Here is a 13,843-nt window from a genome sequence, read left to right on the forward strand (position 1 = left end):
ATGAGCTATGAGCCTGCGAGCTTCCGCCCCTGCACCTTCCATGATTCGGTGCCGCGCTTCCTCGATGGCGGCGACACGCCGCGCGCCTTCCTGGAACGCTGCCTGGAGGTGATCGCCCTGCGCGAGCCGGTGGTGCAGGCCTGGGTGACGATCAACGAGGCCGGGGCGCGCGTCGCGGCCGATGCCGCCACCGCGCGCTACAAGGCCGGCCGGCCGCTGTCCTCCATCGACGGCATGCCCATCGGCATCAAGGACATGCTCCAGACCAAGGACATGCCGACCGAGCAGGGCACGCCGCTGCTGAAGGGCGTGGAGACCAGGACCGACAGCGCCAGCGTCCTCGCGCTGCGCCAGGCCGGCGCGGTGATCCTGGGCAAGACGGTGACGACCGAACTCGGCATGTCCCATCCCGGCCCTACCACCAACCCCTTCAACCCGGACCACACGCCGGGCGGTTCCTCCTCCGGCTCGGCGGCGGCGATCGGCGCGGCGATGGTGCCGGCGACGCTCGGCACCCAGGTGGTGGGATCGATCATCCGGCCCGCCGGATTCTGCGCCAACACGGCGATCAAGCCGACCTTCGGCGCCATCCATCGCGGCGAGCGCCTCGGCTTCAGCCAGAGCCATATCGGCGTGCATGCCGGATGCCTGCGGGACATGTGGGCGGTGGCCTTCGAGATGTCCCAGCGCGCGGGTGGCGACCCCGGCCATCCCGGTCTCTATGGCGAGGTGGTGCCACGGGCGGCGGCCAGGCCGCTGCGCCTCATCGTGATGGAAGCCGAGGGCTGGGCCGCGACCGACGGTCGCACCATGGGCGCCTTCGAGAAGATTCTCGGCCAGCTCCGCGACGCGGGCGTGACGATCCTGCGCCGCAGCGACAGCCCGCTGATTGAGGGCTTCGAGCAGGCGATCGGCGACAGCCTGGCGCTCTGCCGCGACCTCTGCGGCTATGAGCTGCGCTGGACGCTGGAGAACCTGATCGAACGCTTCGGTTCGGGCCTCAGCGACAGCATGATGGCACGCCTCGAATTGGCGCGCTCCATGAGCATCGACGATTATCGCCTGGCGCTGCTGAAGCGCGAGGAGGCCAAGCGCGCCTTCGCCGCCATCGGCGGGCTGGCGGACGGGCTGATCAGCCTGAGTTCCGTGGGCCCCGCACCGCTGATGGAGAACAGGGCCAGGGATTCCGGCGTGACCCACACCACGGGGCTGCCGGCCTTCAACGCCGCAACCTCGGTGCTCGGCTGTCCGGCCATCACCTTGCCCTTGCTGGCACTCGGCGGACTGCCGGTGGGCGTGCAGGTGATCGGCCAGCCGCACACCGATGCGGCGCTGACCGGCACCGCCGCCTGGATCACCGCCAACATCGCCCCGGTGGTGGTCTGATGCCCGCCGCGATCGACGCGATGCGGGCGCGGAACCCGCTCTTCGGTGCCAACCGGATGAAGCTCGGCATCTTCGGCACCAACGGCAAGGGCGCGGCCCAGACCCTGGTGCCGGAAGCCTACCGCCCGAGCTGGCAGGCCTCCGTCCAGACCGCGCAGATGGCCGATGCGCTGGGCTTCGAGGCGGTGCTCGCCTATGCGCGCTGGAAGGGCTACCTCAAGGGCCAGCCGAGCCACCCGAGCGGCATCACCCTCGACCCCTTCACCTGGTGCGCGGGCATCGCGCAGGCGACGCGGCACATGACCGTCATCGCCACCTCCCACGCGCCGACGCTGCATCCCATCACGGCGGCCAAGCAGTCCGCGACCATCGACATCATCTCGGGCGGACGTTTCGCGCTGAACGTCGTGGGGGGCTGGAACAAGCCGGAGCTCGAGATGTTCGGCGCGTCCCTGGCCGAGCACGACGCGCGGTACGACCACCTGCAGGAATGGCTGGAAATCATCCAGCGCCTGTGGCGCGAGGAGACGGAGTTCGACCATGAGGGCCGCTTCTTCAAGGTGCTGCGCGGCTCCTCCATGCCGAAGCCCCTGCAGCAGCCGGGCCCGCCGATCATCAATGCCGGCGGCTCCGATCGCGGCCAGCGCTTCGCCTGCGAATTCGCCGATATCTGCTTCCTGATCCTGCGCTCCGAGGATCCCGCTGACATCGCGGGCCAGATCGCCGAGTACAAGGAGATGGCGCGCCGCGACTATGGGCGGGAGGTGCAGGTCTGGACCTACGCCTATTGCGTGCAGCGCCCGACGCGCGCGGAGGCCGAGGCGTATCTCCACCACTACTCGGTCGTGCATGAGGACGGCCCGAGCCTCGATGCCTGGAGTGCGGGCGTCGGCTCCCAGACCAGGATCCTGCAATCGCCCGAGGCCGTGCGCGCCTTTCGCCAGCGCTTCGCAGCGGGTGCCGGTGGCTCCGCGCTGATCGGCACGGCGGAGGACATCGCCGCGCGGCTGGATCAGCTCTCCGGCGCCGGCCTCGATGGCGTGCTGCTGACCTGGGTGGATTTCGCGGATGGCCTCCACCGCTTCGCCGAGGTGATGCCGCTGCTGGAAATGCGCGGCCTGCGCGGACCCTTCGAGCCCGCTCCGCCAGGCAACCCTCCGACCGAAAGGACGATGTGAATGGCGTTCCCGCTCGCGAAACTCCGCACCGTCCTCGCCGCGGGGCTGCTCGCCGCCACGGCCCTGGCCGCGCCCGTCGCCGAAGCCCAGCAGCAGCGCCCCCTGCGCCTGGTGCTGAATGTGGGATTGCAGACGCTGGACCCCATCGCGGGCCCTTCCTTCGTCACCCGCAACTTCTCCTACATGGTCTTCGACACGCTGATCGCGATGGATAGCCAGGGCCGCTACCGGCCGCAGATGCTGGACAACTGGCGCACCAGCGATGACGGGCTGACCTGGACCTTCACCCTGCGCGAGGGCCTGGAATTCAGCGACGGCACGCCGGTGACCGCCGAGGATTGCGTGGCCTCGATCCGCCGCTGGGGCGGGCGCGATTCCCTCGGCCGGCGGCTGATGGCCGCGACCAGGGAGATGCGCATCGTCGACGGCAGGACCTTCGTGCTGGAGCTCTCCCGGCCCTTCGGCCTGATGCTGGAGGCGCTGGGCAAGCCGAGCGTGCAGGTGCCGTTCATCATGCCGGCGCGCCTCGCCTCCACCACGCCGCCCACCACGCCGGTGGCGGAGGTGGTGGGCTCAGGGCCCTTCCTCTTCGTCCGCGATCAGTGGATCCCGGGTGAGCGCACTGTCTTCCTGCGCAACCCGCGCTATCGCCCCCGCAACGAGCCCGCCGACGGTCTCGCGGGTGGGAAGGTGCCGCGGATGGAGCGCGTCGAATTCGTCAACATGTCCGACCCCGGGCTGCGCGCCGCCGCCATCCAGGCCGGCGAAGTGGATTACCTGGAATACGCGCCCATCGACTACATCCCCACCTTCCAGCGCAACCGCAACCTGGTGCTCGCCCGCGCGCGCGGCGGGGCGGAGATCGTCGGCGCCATCAGCATCAACCACCATCAGCCGCCCTTCGACAATGTGCTGATCCGCCGCGCCGTGCAGCAGATCATGGACCGCAGCCAGATCATCGCTGCCGAGGGCGTGCCGCCCGACTATTCCCGGCCCGACTGTCAGTCGGTCTATGTCTGCGGCACCTTCTACGCCAGCGAGACCGGCACCGAGCCGATGCGGGACACCAGCATCGCGCGTGCGCGCGAGCTGCTGCGCCAGGCCGGCTACAGCAATGAACGCGTGGTCTTCCTGCAGCCGGGCGATTCCGCGCTGATCAACCCGATCGGCCTGGTGATGATCGACCGATTGCGCCAGGCGGGCTTCAACCTGGATGTGCAGACCTCCGACTGGTCGTCGCATGCGCAGCGCTGGATCCAGCGCCAGCCGCTGAACCAGGGCGGCTGGAGCCTGATCCCGGTGATCTATACCGGCTTCGATCTGGCGAACCCGCTCAGCAATCCCGGCATCGGCTACAACTGCACCAACAACCAGCCCTGGGGTTATTGCATCCCGGCGATGACGCCGGTGATCGAACGCTTCGAGGCGGAAGGCGATCAGGACCGCAGGCGCGGGATCGCCGGCGAGTTGCAGCGGATCGCGATCGATCAGGCGACCTTCCCGATCTCCGGCCAGTTCGCGAGCCCCGCCGTGTGGCGCGCGGAACTGCGCGGCGTGATCGATTTCGGCTTCCCGATCCTCTGGAACGTCGAGAGGAACGCCCGCTGAGCGACAGCGCAGACGGCCTGCCTGGCGGGCATCCCCTCAGCCGGGCATGCCGTCAGCCGGGCGGGCCGTCGACCACGGGGACGAAGGCCGCGATCAGCCGCGGCATCTCCTCGGGGCTCGCGGGCAACTGCTCGGCGCTCAGGGTGATGCTGTCGAGGAAGCGGCCCTCGCGCGTGTAGAGCGCGATCTCGAGCCCGTCGCCCGCGCCCTGCAGGCGGCAGACCACCTCATCCTCCCCGGCTTCCCGCCGCCCCATGGCGACGAATTCGCGGATCTCCTCGATCCCGGCGGAGTGCTCCCCCGCTTCCTCCAGGAAGGCCGCGATCTCGGCCTCGACTTCGGAGGCGTGGACCAGTGCCAGCGGGACGCAGCCGCTGCCGGTTTCGAAGACCGCCGAGCGCCAGCGGTCGAACAAGGTCAGGCGCTCCTGCTCCTCCGGCGTGCCGCCATCCGCGCCATCCGCATCGTCCTCGGCATCCTCCTCGGGCAGCCCGTTGACCAGGATCTCCTCCCAGAGCGGGATCTCCCAATCGATCTGCAGCGCCAGCAGCACTCCGAAGCTGTCCTCGGACAGCCGGGCAGGCGTGGCCGGCGGCAGGTCGGCCGGCTCCCGCCCCGCCAGCAGGTCCACCAGCACGCGCCGGAGGGCAGTGGGTGGCAGGGCGGCCAGCGCCTGCGGCGTGCGCCACTCGGGCAGGAAGCGCAGCTCCAGCGCCTCCGCCAGCACGCCGGATGCGATCAGGCTCGCGCCCAGCGACACCGCGTCCGGCGGCGCGCCGGGCGGCAACGCGACGGGCAGGGCCATCAGCTCCGCCCAGCCGGCGGGGCCCATCTCGGCGCCTTCCGCCAGCGCCAGCAGCGTCGCGGCGAAGTCCTCCGCGGCCTCGTCGCCGAAGCGCTCGCGCAGCTTGCGCGTGGCGACCTCGAGCACGCCGTCCCGGCCAGCCTCGATCAGCTCGAGAGCCTGGTCGTCGAAATCGGCGCTGTCCTCCGCGAAGGCGCGCACCAGCCGGTCGGCGGCGGAGCCGCTGCCCCGCCGCGGCGCCGCGCCCGGCCTGGCCAGCGCAGGATCGACACCGAGTGTCTTCAGCGCCGCGTCGCCGCTGAGCAGCCGGTCCCGGTCGCGCCAGGCGAGGCGCGCCTCGGGGCTGTCCACCCGGCTGTGCATCCAGCGCCGGAAGGACGCCTTGTCGGCGACCTGGACGAAGACCTGCACGCCCGCGGCCGTCAGCTCCGCCGCGGCCGCCCGGTTCGCCGCCGTGACCGCGCCGAGCTCGGCGCTGCCGGGCCGCAGGGTGTCGAGGGTGTCGGCATCGGGGTAGTGGGTGAAGAGGATGGCCCCGAGATCGGGTGCGATCTCCCGCGCCAGGGCGGCGGCGTGCTCCACGGCGTCGGCTTGGTCGGTGGCTTCGTCCATGGTGACCTCGCGCCGGCGGGGGAGCGCCATTGCTCCCCGAAGCAGGCCTTGTGGGCGCAGGGCGGCCATCCGGCAATGCCGCTGCCTCGCGCCGCGACGCAGCCGCGGTCCGGTGCCCGTAACGGTTTAGAAGGGCCGTGCGGCGCAAACCGGGTCCGATCCGGACCAGGTTACGCCACTTGCGAACATATCGTGCAGCCTTTGCGATTCTTTTCGCGCATGCCCCCGCCGCGCCCGCTTTCGCGGCCGCGCAGACGGATCGCGTCGCCGTCTCCGCCGTGATCGAAGGCGCCTGCGGGATCGTGGTGCCGCGGCTGCTGGCGCAGCTCCAATCCGCGCGGCGGCCGGCCGGCCCCGTCTGCCAGGCCTCGCGAGGGGCGCCGGTACCGCAGCCCATCGTCACCCTGACGCGGGAACCCGGCGCCGAAACCGCCAGGCTGACCATAGAGTTCTGACGCACGCGCAGATCGGGTTTCTAGCGCACCATCACAAATACCGGCGCTCCATGAACAATCCGCGAGTGTTGGATTCAGAACATCAACGACAAAACCAGTTGTGATCGAACGAAATTCGCCCTCGCGGCGAGATTTTGGCACCCTCTGTCAACGTCCGCAGCAAAACAGGGGCAGATGCACATGCTTTGGTTGAAGAGGAATATTCCCTACCCTCTCCTCGTTGCTTTGCTCGCGGCACCGATGCTCGATGCACCCAGCCAGCCGGCTTCAGCGGCGACGGCCACCGGCACCTTCCAGGTCACCGCCACGGTCCAGGCCACCTGCCTGATCAGCGCCAATCCCCTGGCTTTCGGCACCTATACCGGCACTCAGACCGACGCCACGACCACGCTCGCGGTCACCTGCACCAACACCACGCCCTACACTGTCGGCCTCGATGCCGGGACCGCGACGGGGGCGACCGTGACCACGCGCCGGATGACCGGGCCAGCCTCGGCGTTCCTGAACTACGCGCTGTTTTCGGACAGCGCCCGGACCATCAACTGGGGCAATACCGTCGGCACCAACACCGTGGCCGGGACCGGCAGCGGCGCCGCGCAGACGCTGACCGTCTATGGCCGCGTGCCGGCGGCGCAGTTCGTGGCGCCCGGCGCCTATGTGGACACCATCACCGCGACGATCACCTTCTGAATGCCGGCGCGCACCGCGGCGTTCGCGGGGCTGCTCGCGGCGGCCGTCGGCGGGCTGCCCGTCTTGCCGGCGCAGGCACAGTCGCTCACCGTCCTGCCGGTGACCATCCAGTTGCCGCCTGGGCAGATGGCCGGGGCGGTCACCGTCATCAACCAGGGCGATGCGGAGAGCGCCTTCCAGATCCGGGCCTTCGCCTGGAGCCAGCCGCGCGGCGAGACCGAGCTCGCGCCCACCGATGCGCTGCTGGTCAGCCCGCCGCTCGGCACCATAGCGCCCAGGGCCAGCCAGGTGGTGCGGCTGGTGCTGCGCCGGCCGGCGCAGGACCGTGAGGCGAGCTACCGCATCCTGCTCGATCAGCTTCCCCCGCCGGCGGCGCCGGGGACGGTGCGCGTCGCGCTGCGCCTTTCCATCCCGGTCTTCGCCGAGCCCACGAACAGCCCGATCGCCCCACGCCTGCGCTGGCGCATCGAGAGCGAGGGCGGCCAAGCCTACCTGACCGTCGCCAACGAAGGGACGCGGCATGAGGCGGTCCGCGACATCGCCCTCGCGGGGGGCGCCGGCCCCATCCGCATCCAGGGCGATGCCTCGCCCTATGTCCTTCCCGGCGCTACCAGGCGCTGGCGGCTGCTGACCCGCCCCCCGCCGGGCGGCAATCTGCGCCTGACCGCGCGGGCCGATGCCGGCCCGATCGACGAAGCCGTTCCCGTGAATGCGGGCCGCTGACGCCCGCGCCGCGCCAGCCGCGCTGCTGGCGGTGATCCTGGCCATCCTGCTCGCCACCATGGCGCCGAAGCCGGCCAGGGCCCAAGATCAGCCGCTGCTGCTCGAAATCGTCGTGAATGGCCGGCCGATCGGCAGGATCGGCGAGTTCGTGCTGCGCGACGGCGCCCTGCTGGCCAGGCCCGAGGAGCTGCGCGATCTCGGCTTCCGGGTGCCGGAGGCGGTACGGCCGGGGCCCGACGGGCTGATCCCGCTCGCGGCGCTGACCGCCATATCCTGGCGGCTGGACCAGCCGACCCAGGCGCTGCACGCGACCGCCCCGGTCGAGGCCCTGCTGCCGGCGCTCCTGGCAACCGGGGCCGCCGCTGCCGGCGGCCCGGTGCAGAGCGGCACCGGCGCGACCCTGAACTACGATGTCACCGGCACCTCGGTCGATCGGGCGAATACCGTCTCCGGCCTGCTCGACCTGCGCGTCTTCTCGCCCTGGGGGGTGCTGAGCTCCGGCATGCTCGCGACCGCGGGCGCCGATGCCGGCCGCGGCACCAATGCGACGGTGCGGCTGGACACCACCTACACCTTCTCCGATCCGGAGAACCTGCGGCAGTACCGCGGGGGCGATGTCATCACCGGCGGGCTCGCCTGGACGCGGCCGGTGCGGATGGGCGGTGCGCAGATCAGCTCCAACTTCGCGCTGCGGCCCGACCTCGTCACCTTCCCGCTGCCCTCGGTCGGCGGCTCGGTCGCGGTGCCGTCCACCGTCGACGTGCTGGTCAACGGCACCAGGCTGCTCTCGCGGGAGGTGCAGCCCGGTCCCTTCCAGGTTCCGCAGCTTCCGGTGGTGACCGGCGCCGGCACGGTCGCGATGACGGTGACCGATGCGCTCGGCCGCCAGGTCAGCACCACGCTGCCCTTCTACGCGAGCTCCGCCCTGCTGGCGCCGGGGCTCGAGACCTATTCGGCCTCGCTCGGCGCGATCCGGCGCAACTGGGGCGTGGTGAGCGACGACTACGGGGAGCTCGCCGGCGCGGTCAGCTATCGCCGCGGCATCTCCGAGATGCTGACGCTCGAAGCGCATGGGGAAGGCGCCTCCGGCCTCGCCATGGGCGGCGGCGGGCTGGTCCTGAACATCGGCAATCTCGGCGCGCTCAATCTCTCGGCAGCGGCCAGCAGCGCCGCCGGCCGCACCGGCTCGCAATTCTCGATCGGCGTCCAGCGCATCGGGACCGATATCAGCTTCGGCGCTTCCGTCACCCTGGCCGACCGCAACTTCCGCGACATCGCGGCCGTGAACGGCGATCCGGTGCCGCGGCGCCAGCTCAATGCGAATCTCGGCCTGTCGCTCGGCCGCTTCGGCTCCCTCGGCTTCGCCTATACCGGGATCGAGCGCGATGCGGCGCCGGCGCCGATCCGCTTCTTCGCGGCACCCGGCACGGTGCTCGACTATGGCGGCGCTCTGCCGACCGGTGGGCCGGTCAGCTTCCAGCCGGCGCAGGACGCGCATGTGGTCTCCGCCAGCTACTCCGTCCAGCTCGGCGATGTCTCGGCCTATGCCACCGGGTTCCGTGATTTCGCGCGCGGCGGCGGCAGCGGCTTCCTGGTCGGGCTGACCATGCCGCTCGGCCCGCGCAGCTCCGCCGGCGTCAGCGGCGGCACCACCTCCGGGCGCGGCTATGGGCAGGCGCAGGCGACGCAGTCGCCGGTCTCCGACGGCGACTGGGGCTACCAGGCCTATGCCGCGGCCGGCGGCACCGAGCGTGCCTTCGCCGAACTGCAGTACCGCTCGCCCTGGGCGCGCGTCGCCGTCGGCGCCGACCGCATCGACCGGCAGACCGTGCTGCGCGCCCAGGCCCAGGGCGCGCTCTCCGTCATCGGTGGTGGGGTCTTCGCGTCGAACACGATCAATGACAGCTTCGCCGTCGTCGATACCAACGGCGTCGCCGGCGTGCGCGTCCTCAACGAGAACCGGCTGGTCGGCCGGACCGGCTCCGGCGGGCGGCTGATCCTGCCCGAGCTTCGGTCCTTCGACGTGAACCGCGTCGCGATCGAGCCGACCGACATCCCGGCCGATGCCGCCGTGCCCGTCACCTCGCGGGAGGTGCGGCCGCAGGACCGCTCGGGCATCGTCCTCGGCTTCCCCGTGCAGGTGAGCCGCGGCGCGCTGCTGCGCCTGGTGGACGCGGCGGGCAGCGCGATCCCGGTCGGCAGCCGGGCGACCCTGCAGGCGACGGGGGCGACGGTCCCGGTCGGCTATGACGGGGAGGCCTTCGTCCAGGACCTCGGCGCTGAGGACAACCGGGTCACCGTCGAACGGCCGGACGGCCGCCGCTGCGTCGCCAGCTTCGCCTACCGCGCCGTGCCGGGGGAGATCCCGACCATCGGGCCGCTGCCCTGCCGGGACGAACCGCCATGAGGGGCATGCTCCTCCTTGTCGCGCTCATCCTGCTGCTGCCGCTCAGCGCGCGCGCGCAATGCACGGTGACGGTCGCGCCGGTCAGCTTCGGCACCTACTTGCCATTCTCCGCGACGCCCGATGACGCAACCGGGTCCGTCCGGGTCGCCTGCACGAATTTCGCCGGCGGCTACACCATCGCGCTCGGCTCCGGCGGCGGCACCATTCCGGCACGGCGCATGGCCAGCGGCAGCGCCACCTTGCTGTACCAGCTCTACACGACGGCCGCGCGCACCACGATCTGGGGCAATGGCACAGGCGGCAGCGTGATGGTGTCGGGGAGCTGCCTCGTTGTCTGTAGCCAGACCTATAGCGTCTACGGACGCATCCCCGCGCGGCAAGCGGCGCGGCCCGGCACTTACGTCGATACCATCGTCGTAACCGTGACATTCTGAGGCCAGGCGCCGGGCAGCGACAGGGGGGAAGGAGGCGTGGCTGGCGCCCGGCTCAGAAATCCTCCGCGCGGATATTGGGTGGCGCCAGCTCGCGGTCTTCCGAGGTGTCGCGGCCCGACTGGATGATGAAGGGCAGCACCGGGATCCGCACCAGGGGATTGGCCGGCGGCTGGCCGGCGGGATCGAGCTCACCCATCACGCCGCGCGGATTGTCGGCGACGGTGAAGACGGCGATGTCGACGGATGGCACGGGCGGGGCGCAACTGCTGGCAGCGATCGGGCAGCCGTTGAACAGATAGTCGAACCGGTCGGGCGGGGGATCACCGAGCTGCGTCGCGCCGGCGAAGCGCCGGCCGAGCGCCGCGGCGGCGCTGGTCCCATTCCCGGCGATGCTGCCGGTCAGCGTCACGCCGGCGCCGTCCACCACGCGCAGCGCCGCCGCCGAAAGCGAGCCGGTCGAGCTGCCGCCGCCGCCGAGGATCAGCACCACATCGCTCGCCGAGGCATCGAGGCCGCCGAAGCCGATCGACGGCGCGCTGACGGTGAGCGTCGGCGTCTGCGCGATGCCGGCGAGCGAGGCCGCCTGCGTCGCGTTGACGTCGATGCCCGTGCTGCCGGCGATCAGCCCGGCGACGGCGACATTCTGCGCCGAGAGTGTCAGCCCGCCGGCGAAGGCGATGGCGGAGAAGCCGTTCACCGTGACCGTGCCGGCAGGCGCCGAGAGGGAGAGCGAGGCGGCGCGGATGGTGCCGTCCACGGTGATGGAGCCCGCGGTCGCGGTAACGCTGGCGGCGCCTGCCGCCTGCACCACCTGGCCGGAGGGGATCGTCATCTGCGGCCCGGCATTGACCAGGGTGAAATCGCCGGGCGTGCTGCTTTCGCCGAGCCGGTCGAGCTGGTTGGCGCCGGTCAGGCTGATGGATCCCGCTTGCGTGGCCGCGCGCAGTTCGCCTGCTTCAATGCGGCCGGTGCCGATGCTCTGGATGCCGCCGGCGCTGGTGAGCGTCGCAAGCTGCCCCGGCGTGGAGACGAGGCCGCGCAGATTGATCGCGCCCGCGGTCAGCGCGAAGCCGCCGCCGGCGGAGAAGTCGTCGAGGAAGCCGATGCTGTTGCCCGCATTGGTCAGGGTGACCGCACCGCCGGCCGCGCCGGTGAGCGCGCCGACGGTGAGGTTGGCGCCCGCCGCCTGCGTGATGTCGCCGAGGCTGCGCAGGTCGAGCGTGCCGGCGAAGGCGAGGGGCCCGACGATGCTGACCGAGGCCGCGCTCGTCTCGGTGACACCGTCGATGGTGGTGGCGCCGATGCGCAATGTGCTGCTGGCGGTGATCAGCGCAAGCTCGGTGCCCAGTAGCGTAAAGGCATTGTTCTCGATCGGGACATTCGCGTCGATGACGACCAGTTGCGTCGGCAGCATCACCGGCCGCTGGGTCGCCGGCGCGATCTCGACGACGGCGCCCACGATGCGCGGCGCGCTGCTGAAGGCCGATACCGGCAGCGACAGCTCCCCAATGCGAAGCGATACCCGGCCATTCGGCGCGGAGATCAGGCCGGCATTGCCGCCGACAGTCGGCGACGGCACGCCCGGCACTGTCAGCGTCCCGGTGGTGATGATGGCGATGTTCACCCCGCGGAGGATGCCGTCCACCAGGAGATCCGCGGTGCCATTGTTGATGAGGACATCGCCGCCGGCGGCGGTGCCGAGCTCGCTTTCGCTCAGTTCAACGTTGACCAGGGACCCGATCGCGTTCGACCCGCTGCCGAGGCGCATGGCGCCGGCCGAATCGAAAGCGAGGCTGCTGGCGGCCACGGAGCCGCCAGCCTGCACGATGCCGCCCTGACCTGCCGTGAGATAGAGCAGGCCGTCGCTGACGATGGTGCCGGCCAGGGTGATTCCACCCGGCAAGGCCGGGTTGGCGAAGCCCGTCCCCGGATCATAACCCGCGATGATGCTGTTGAAGTCGGATCCTTCGCCGAAGGTCTCCTGCCCGCCGGTCAGGACAGCGCCCGCGCCGATCACCACATTGCCGGTCGCTGCCAGCTCGAAGGTTCCGAAGTCGCCCGGAACCTCGATACGGCCGTTCACGATGAGATCGCCGCCGAGAACCCGGATGAAAACTCCGCCGAACTGGGGATCGGTGCTGGCCACCGTGCCTGCCACCGTAAGGCTGGTTGCATTGACGAGAACGAAGCTGCCGCCGACGGTGATATCGCCGAGCGACGCGATCTGATTTTGAATTTCGCCGTCCAGGAAGACGGAGCCAGCCGGCGCCGATGCTTCGAAGCGATTGGCGCGCAGGATGCCGCCGATGCCCTGTTCGATGCCTTCCCCAGTCAGCGATAGCGCGAAGGTGCCGCCGACATCGATGGTCCCGTTCAGGGCGAGTCTGTTCGGTATCGTCTGGCCTGGCGGCGGTAGCACCGCCGCGGCCAGGCGGAAGTCGCCCCCGACGGTCGATGCACCGACCGCGCGGACAGCGTTGTTGTCGGCGAGCAGGGAGACGTTGCCTGGGGTCGTGACGCTCAGCGTCGCGGCGAAGAGGCCGATGGCGCCGTCATTCCCTGTCTGGGTGATGCCGCCCGCCCCCGCCGAGAGCCGGACCGGATTGGTCGCCAGGAACTGGCCGATGTAGCCCCCGATCTCCCCGGTAAAGTTCAGCGCACCGCCGGCGGCGATCTGCAGCCCATTGGCCCGCACCGCGGCCCCATCCTCGATGGTGATATCCCCGGTGGCGCTCGCCCGGAGCCACAGCGTCGGGTCGCCGCCGATGCCGGCGCCGTTGGAGGCATTCCCGTTCTGGATGCTGCCGGAGACGGTCAGGTCGCCATTCACGACGTCGACGGTGACGATGCCGGTGGTACCGCCGCCGACTGTCCCGTTGACCGTCAGCGACGCCGTGTTGCGGAAGATCACGTCGCCGGTGGCGCGCAGGTCGACCACCGTGGCGACCCGGTTGTCGCCGCCCAGGTGGATATGGAAGAAAGGGTCGGCCGCGGATCCGACATTGAGCGTCGCCGCCTCGATGCGGCCAAGGCCGGAGGCGATCACGCTGCCCGTGAAGGTCCCGCCGCTCGGCGCCTCGATCGAGACGAACCCCGAGGCGCTCGCCAGGGCATTGAGGACGAGCTGCGGGGTGAGGAGAGTGAGATTGCCGTTGCTGACGACGACATCGGCGTTGATGGTGATGTTGCCGTTGGGGCCGGTCTGCAGCGTCAGGCTGCCTTGCGGCTTGGTGACGGGGTCGACGACGGTGATCGAGGTATCCGCCTGAAGCGTTAGGTTGCCGGTGACGGCTGCAATCTGCGCCGGCGTGACGAAGGCGTCGGTGACGGAAGGAGGATCTCCGAAGCCAAGGATATCTCCCGCTGGATTGAAATCGGCAACCGGATCATCGCCGTTGCTGGCCGCGGCGATGCGCAGGTTGATCGGATCGAACAGCACCTCGCCGCTGCGCCCTGCGGGCGCCGAGACGTCGATCGCACCCAGCATCCGGAAGCCGCGCTCGCCGGAGACCTCGACGAAGCCGCCATCGCCGCCCTGCGGCCCG

General features: G+C 70.7%; 10 protein-coding genes. 8 read left to right on the top strand and 2 right to left on the bottom strand.

The genetic code is table 11. The annotated features are described in order from the left end of the window. The 3 genes from GXW71_RS21800 to GXW71_RS21810 are packed head-to-tail and all read left to right on the top strand — an operon-like array spanning nucleotide 1 to nucleotide 4,172. Entirely contained in the window at nucleotides 1–1,386 is a 1,386-nt protein-coding gene (locus tag GXW71_RS21800; RefSeq protein ID WP_211854789.1) for an amidase family protein, read from the top strand. Beyond that, on the top strand, nucleotides 1,386–2,564 hold the full coding sequence (locus GXW71_RS21805; protein ID WP_211854790.1) for an LLM class flavin-dependent oxidoreductase: 1,179 nt from the start codon (nucleotides 1,386–1,388) through the stop codon (nucleotides 2,562–2,564). The genes GXW71_RS21800 and GXW71_RS21805 overlap by 1 nt, the downstream gene beginning before the upstream one ends. Next, on the top strand, nucleotides 2,565–4,172 hold the full coding sequence (locus GXW71_RS21810; protein WP_211854791.1) for an ABC transporter substrate-binding protein: 1,608 nt from the start codon (nucleotides 2,565–2,567) through the stop codon (nucleotides 4,170–4,172). It begins immediately after the preceding gene. A gap of 52 nt (nucleotides 4,173–4,224) precedes the next feature. Here the strand turns inward: GXW71_RS21810 and GXW71_RS21815 are convergent, their stop codons facing one another. After that, nucleotides 4,225–5,589, bottom strand: a complete 1,365-nt coding sequence (locus GXW71_RS21815; protein WP_211854792.1) for a hypothetical protein — start codon at nucleotides 5,587–5,589, stop codon at nucleotides 4,225–4,227. 179 nt (nucleotides 5,590–5,768) lie between these two features. On the opposite strand from GXW71_RS21815, the gene GXW71_RS21820 reads away from it, so the two are divergent. The 5 genes from GXW71_RS21820 to GXW71_RS21840 all read left to right on the top strand — a co-directional run bounded on the left by GXW71_RS21820 (nucleotide 5,769) and on the right by GXW71_RS21840 (nucleotide 10,298). Beyond that, the gene (locus GXW71_RS21820; RefSeq protein ID WP_211854793.1) at nucleotides 5,769–6,044 is read left to right on the top strand and encodes a hypothetical protein; all 276 of its coding nucleotides are present in this window, start codon (nucleotides 5,769–5,771) and stop codon (nucleotides 6,042–6,044) included. A 240-nt stretch (nucleotides 6,045–6,284) separates the two neighbouring features. Further along, entirely contained in the window at nucleotides 6,285–6,734 is a 450-nt protein-coding gene (locus GXW71_RS21825; RefSeq protein ID WP_246526766.1) for a Csu type fimbrial protein, read from the top strand. After that, nucleotides 6,735–7,457, top strand: a complete 723-nt coding sequence (locus GXW71_RS21830; protein ID WP_211854795.1) for a fimbrial biogenesis chaperone — start codon at nucleotides 6,735–6,737, stop codon at nucleotides 7,455–7,457. Then, nucleotides 7,444–9,864 (top strand): fimbria/pilus outer membrane usher protein, encoded by a 2,421-nt coding sequence (locus tag GXW71_RS21835; RefSeq protein ID WP_211854796.1) that lies wholly within the window; start codon nucleotides 7,444–7,446, stop codon nucleotides 9,862–9,864. The genes GXW71_RS21830 and GXW71_RS21835 overlap by 14 nt, the downstream gene beginning before the upstream one ends. A 5-nt stretch (nucleotides 9,865–9,869) precedes the next feature. Beyond that, a complete protein-coding gene (locus GXW71_RS21840; RefSeq protein WP_211854797.1) occupies nucleotides 9,870–10,298 on the top strand; it encodes a Csu type fimbrial protein in 429 nt (142 codons plus the stop codon). Nucleotides 10,299–10,350: 52 nt separating this feature from the next. On the opposite strand, the gene GXW71_RS21845 is transcribed toward GXW71_RS21840, so the two are convergent. Then, nucleotides 10,351–13,843, bottom strand: a 3,493-nt coding sequence (locus tag GXW71_RS21845; protein WP_211854798.1) for a beta strand repeat-containing protein, incomplete at its 5' end; no start/stop codon positions are given.

The organism is Plastoroseomonas hellenica (genome assembly GCF_018129085.1).
In the GTDB taxonomy this organism is placed as follows: domain Bacteria; phylum Pseudomonadota; class Alphaproteobacteria; order Acetobacterales; family Acetobacteraceae; genus Plastoroseomonas; species Plastoroseomonas hellenica.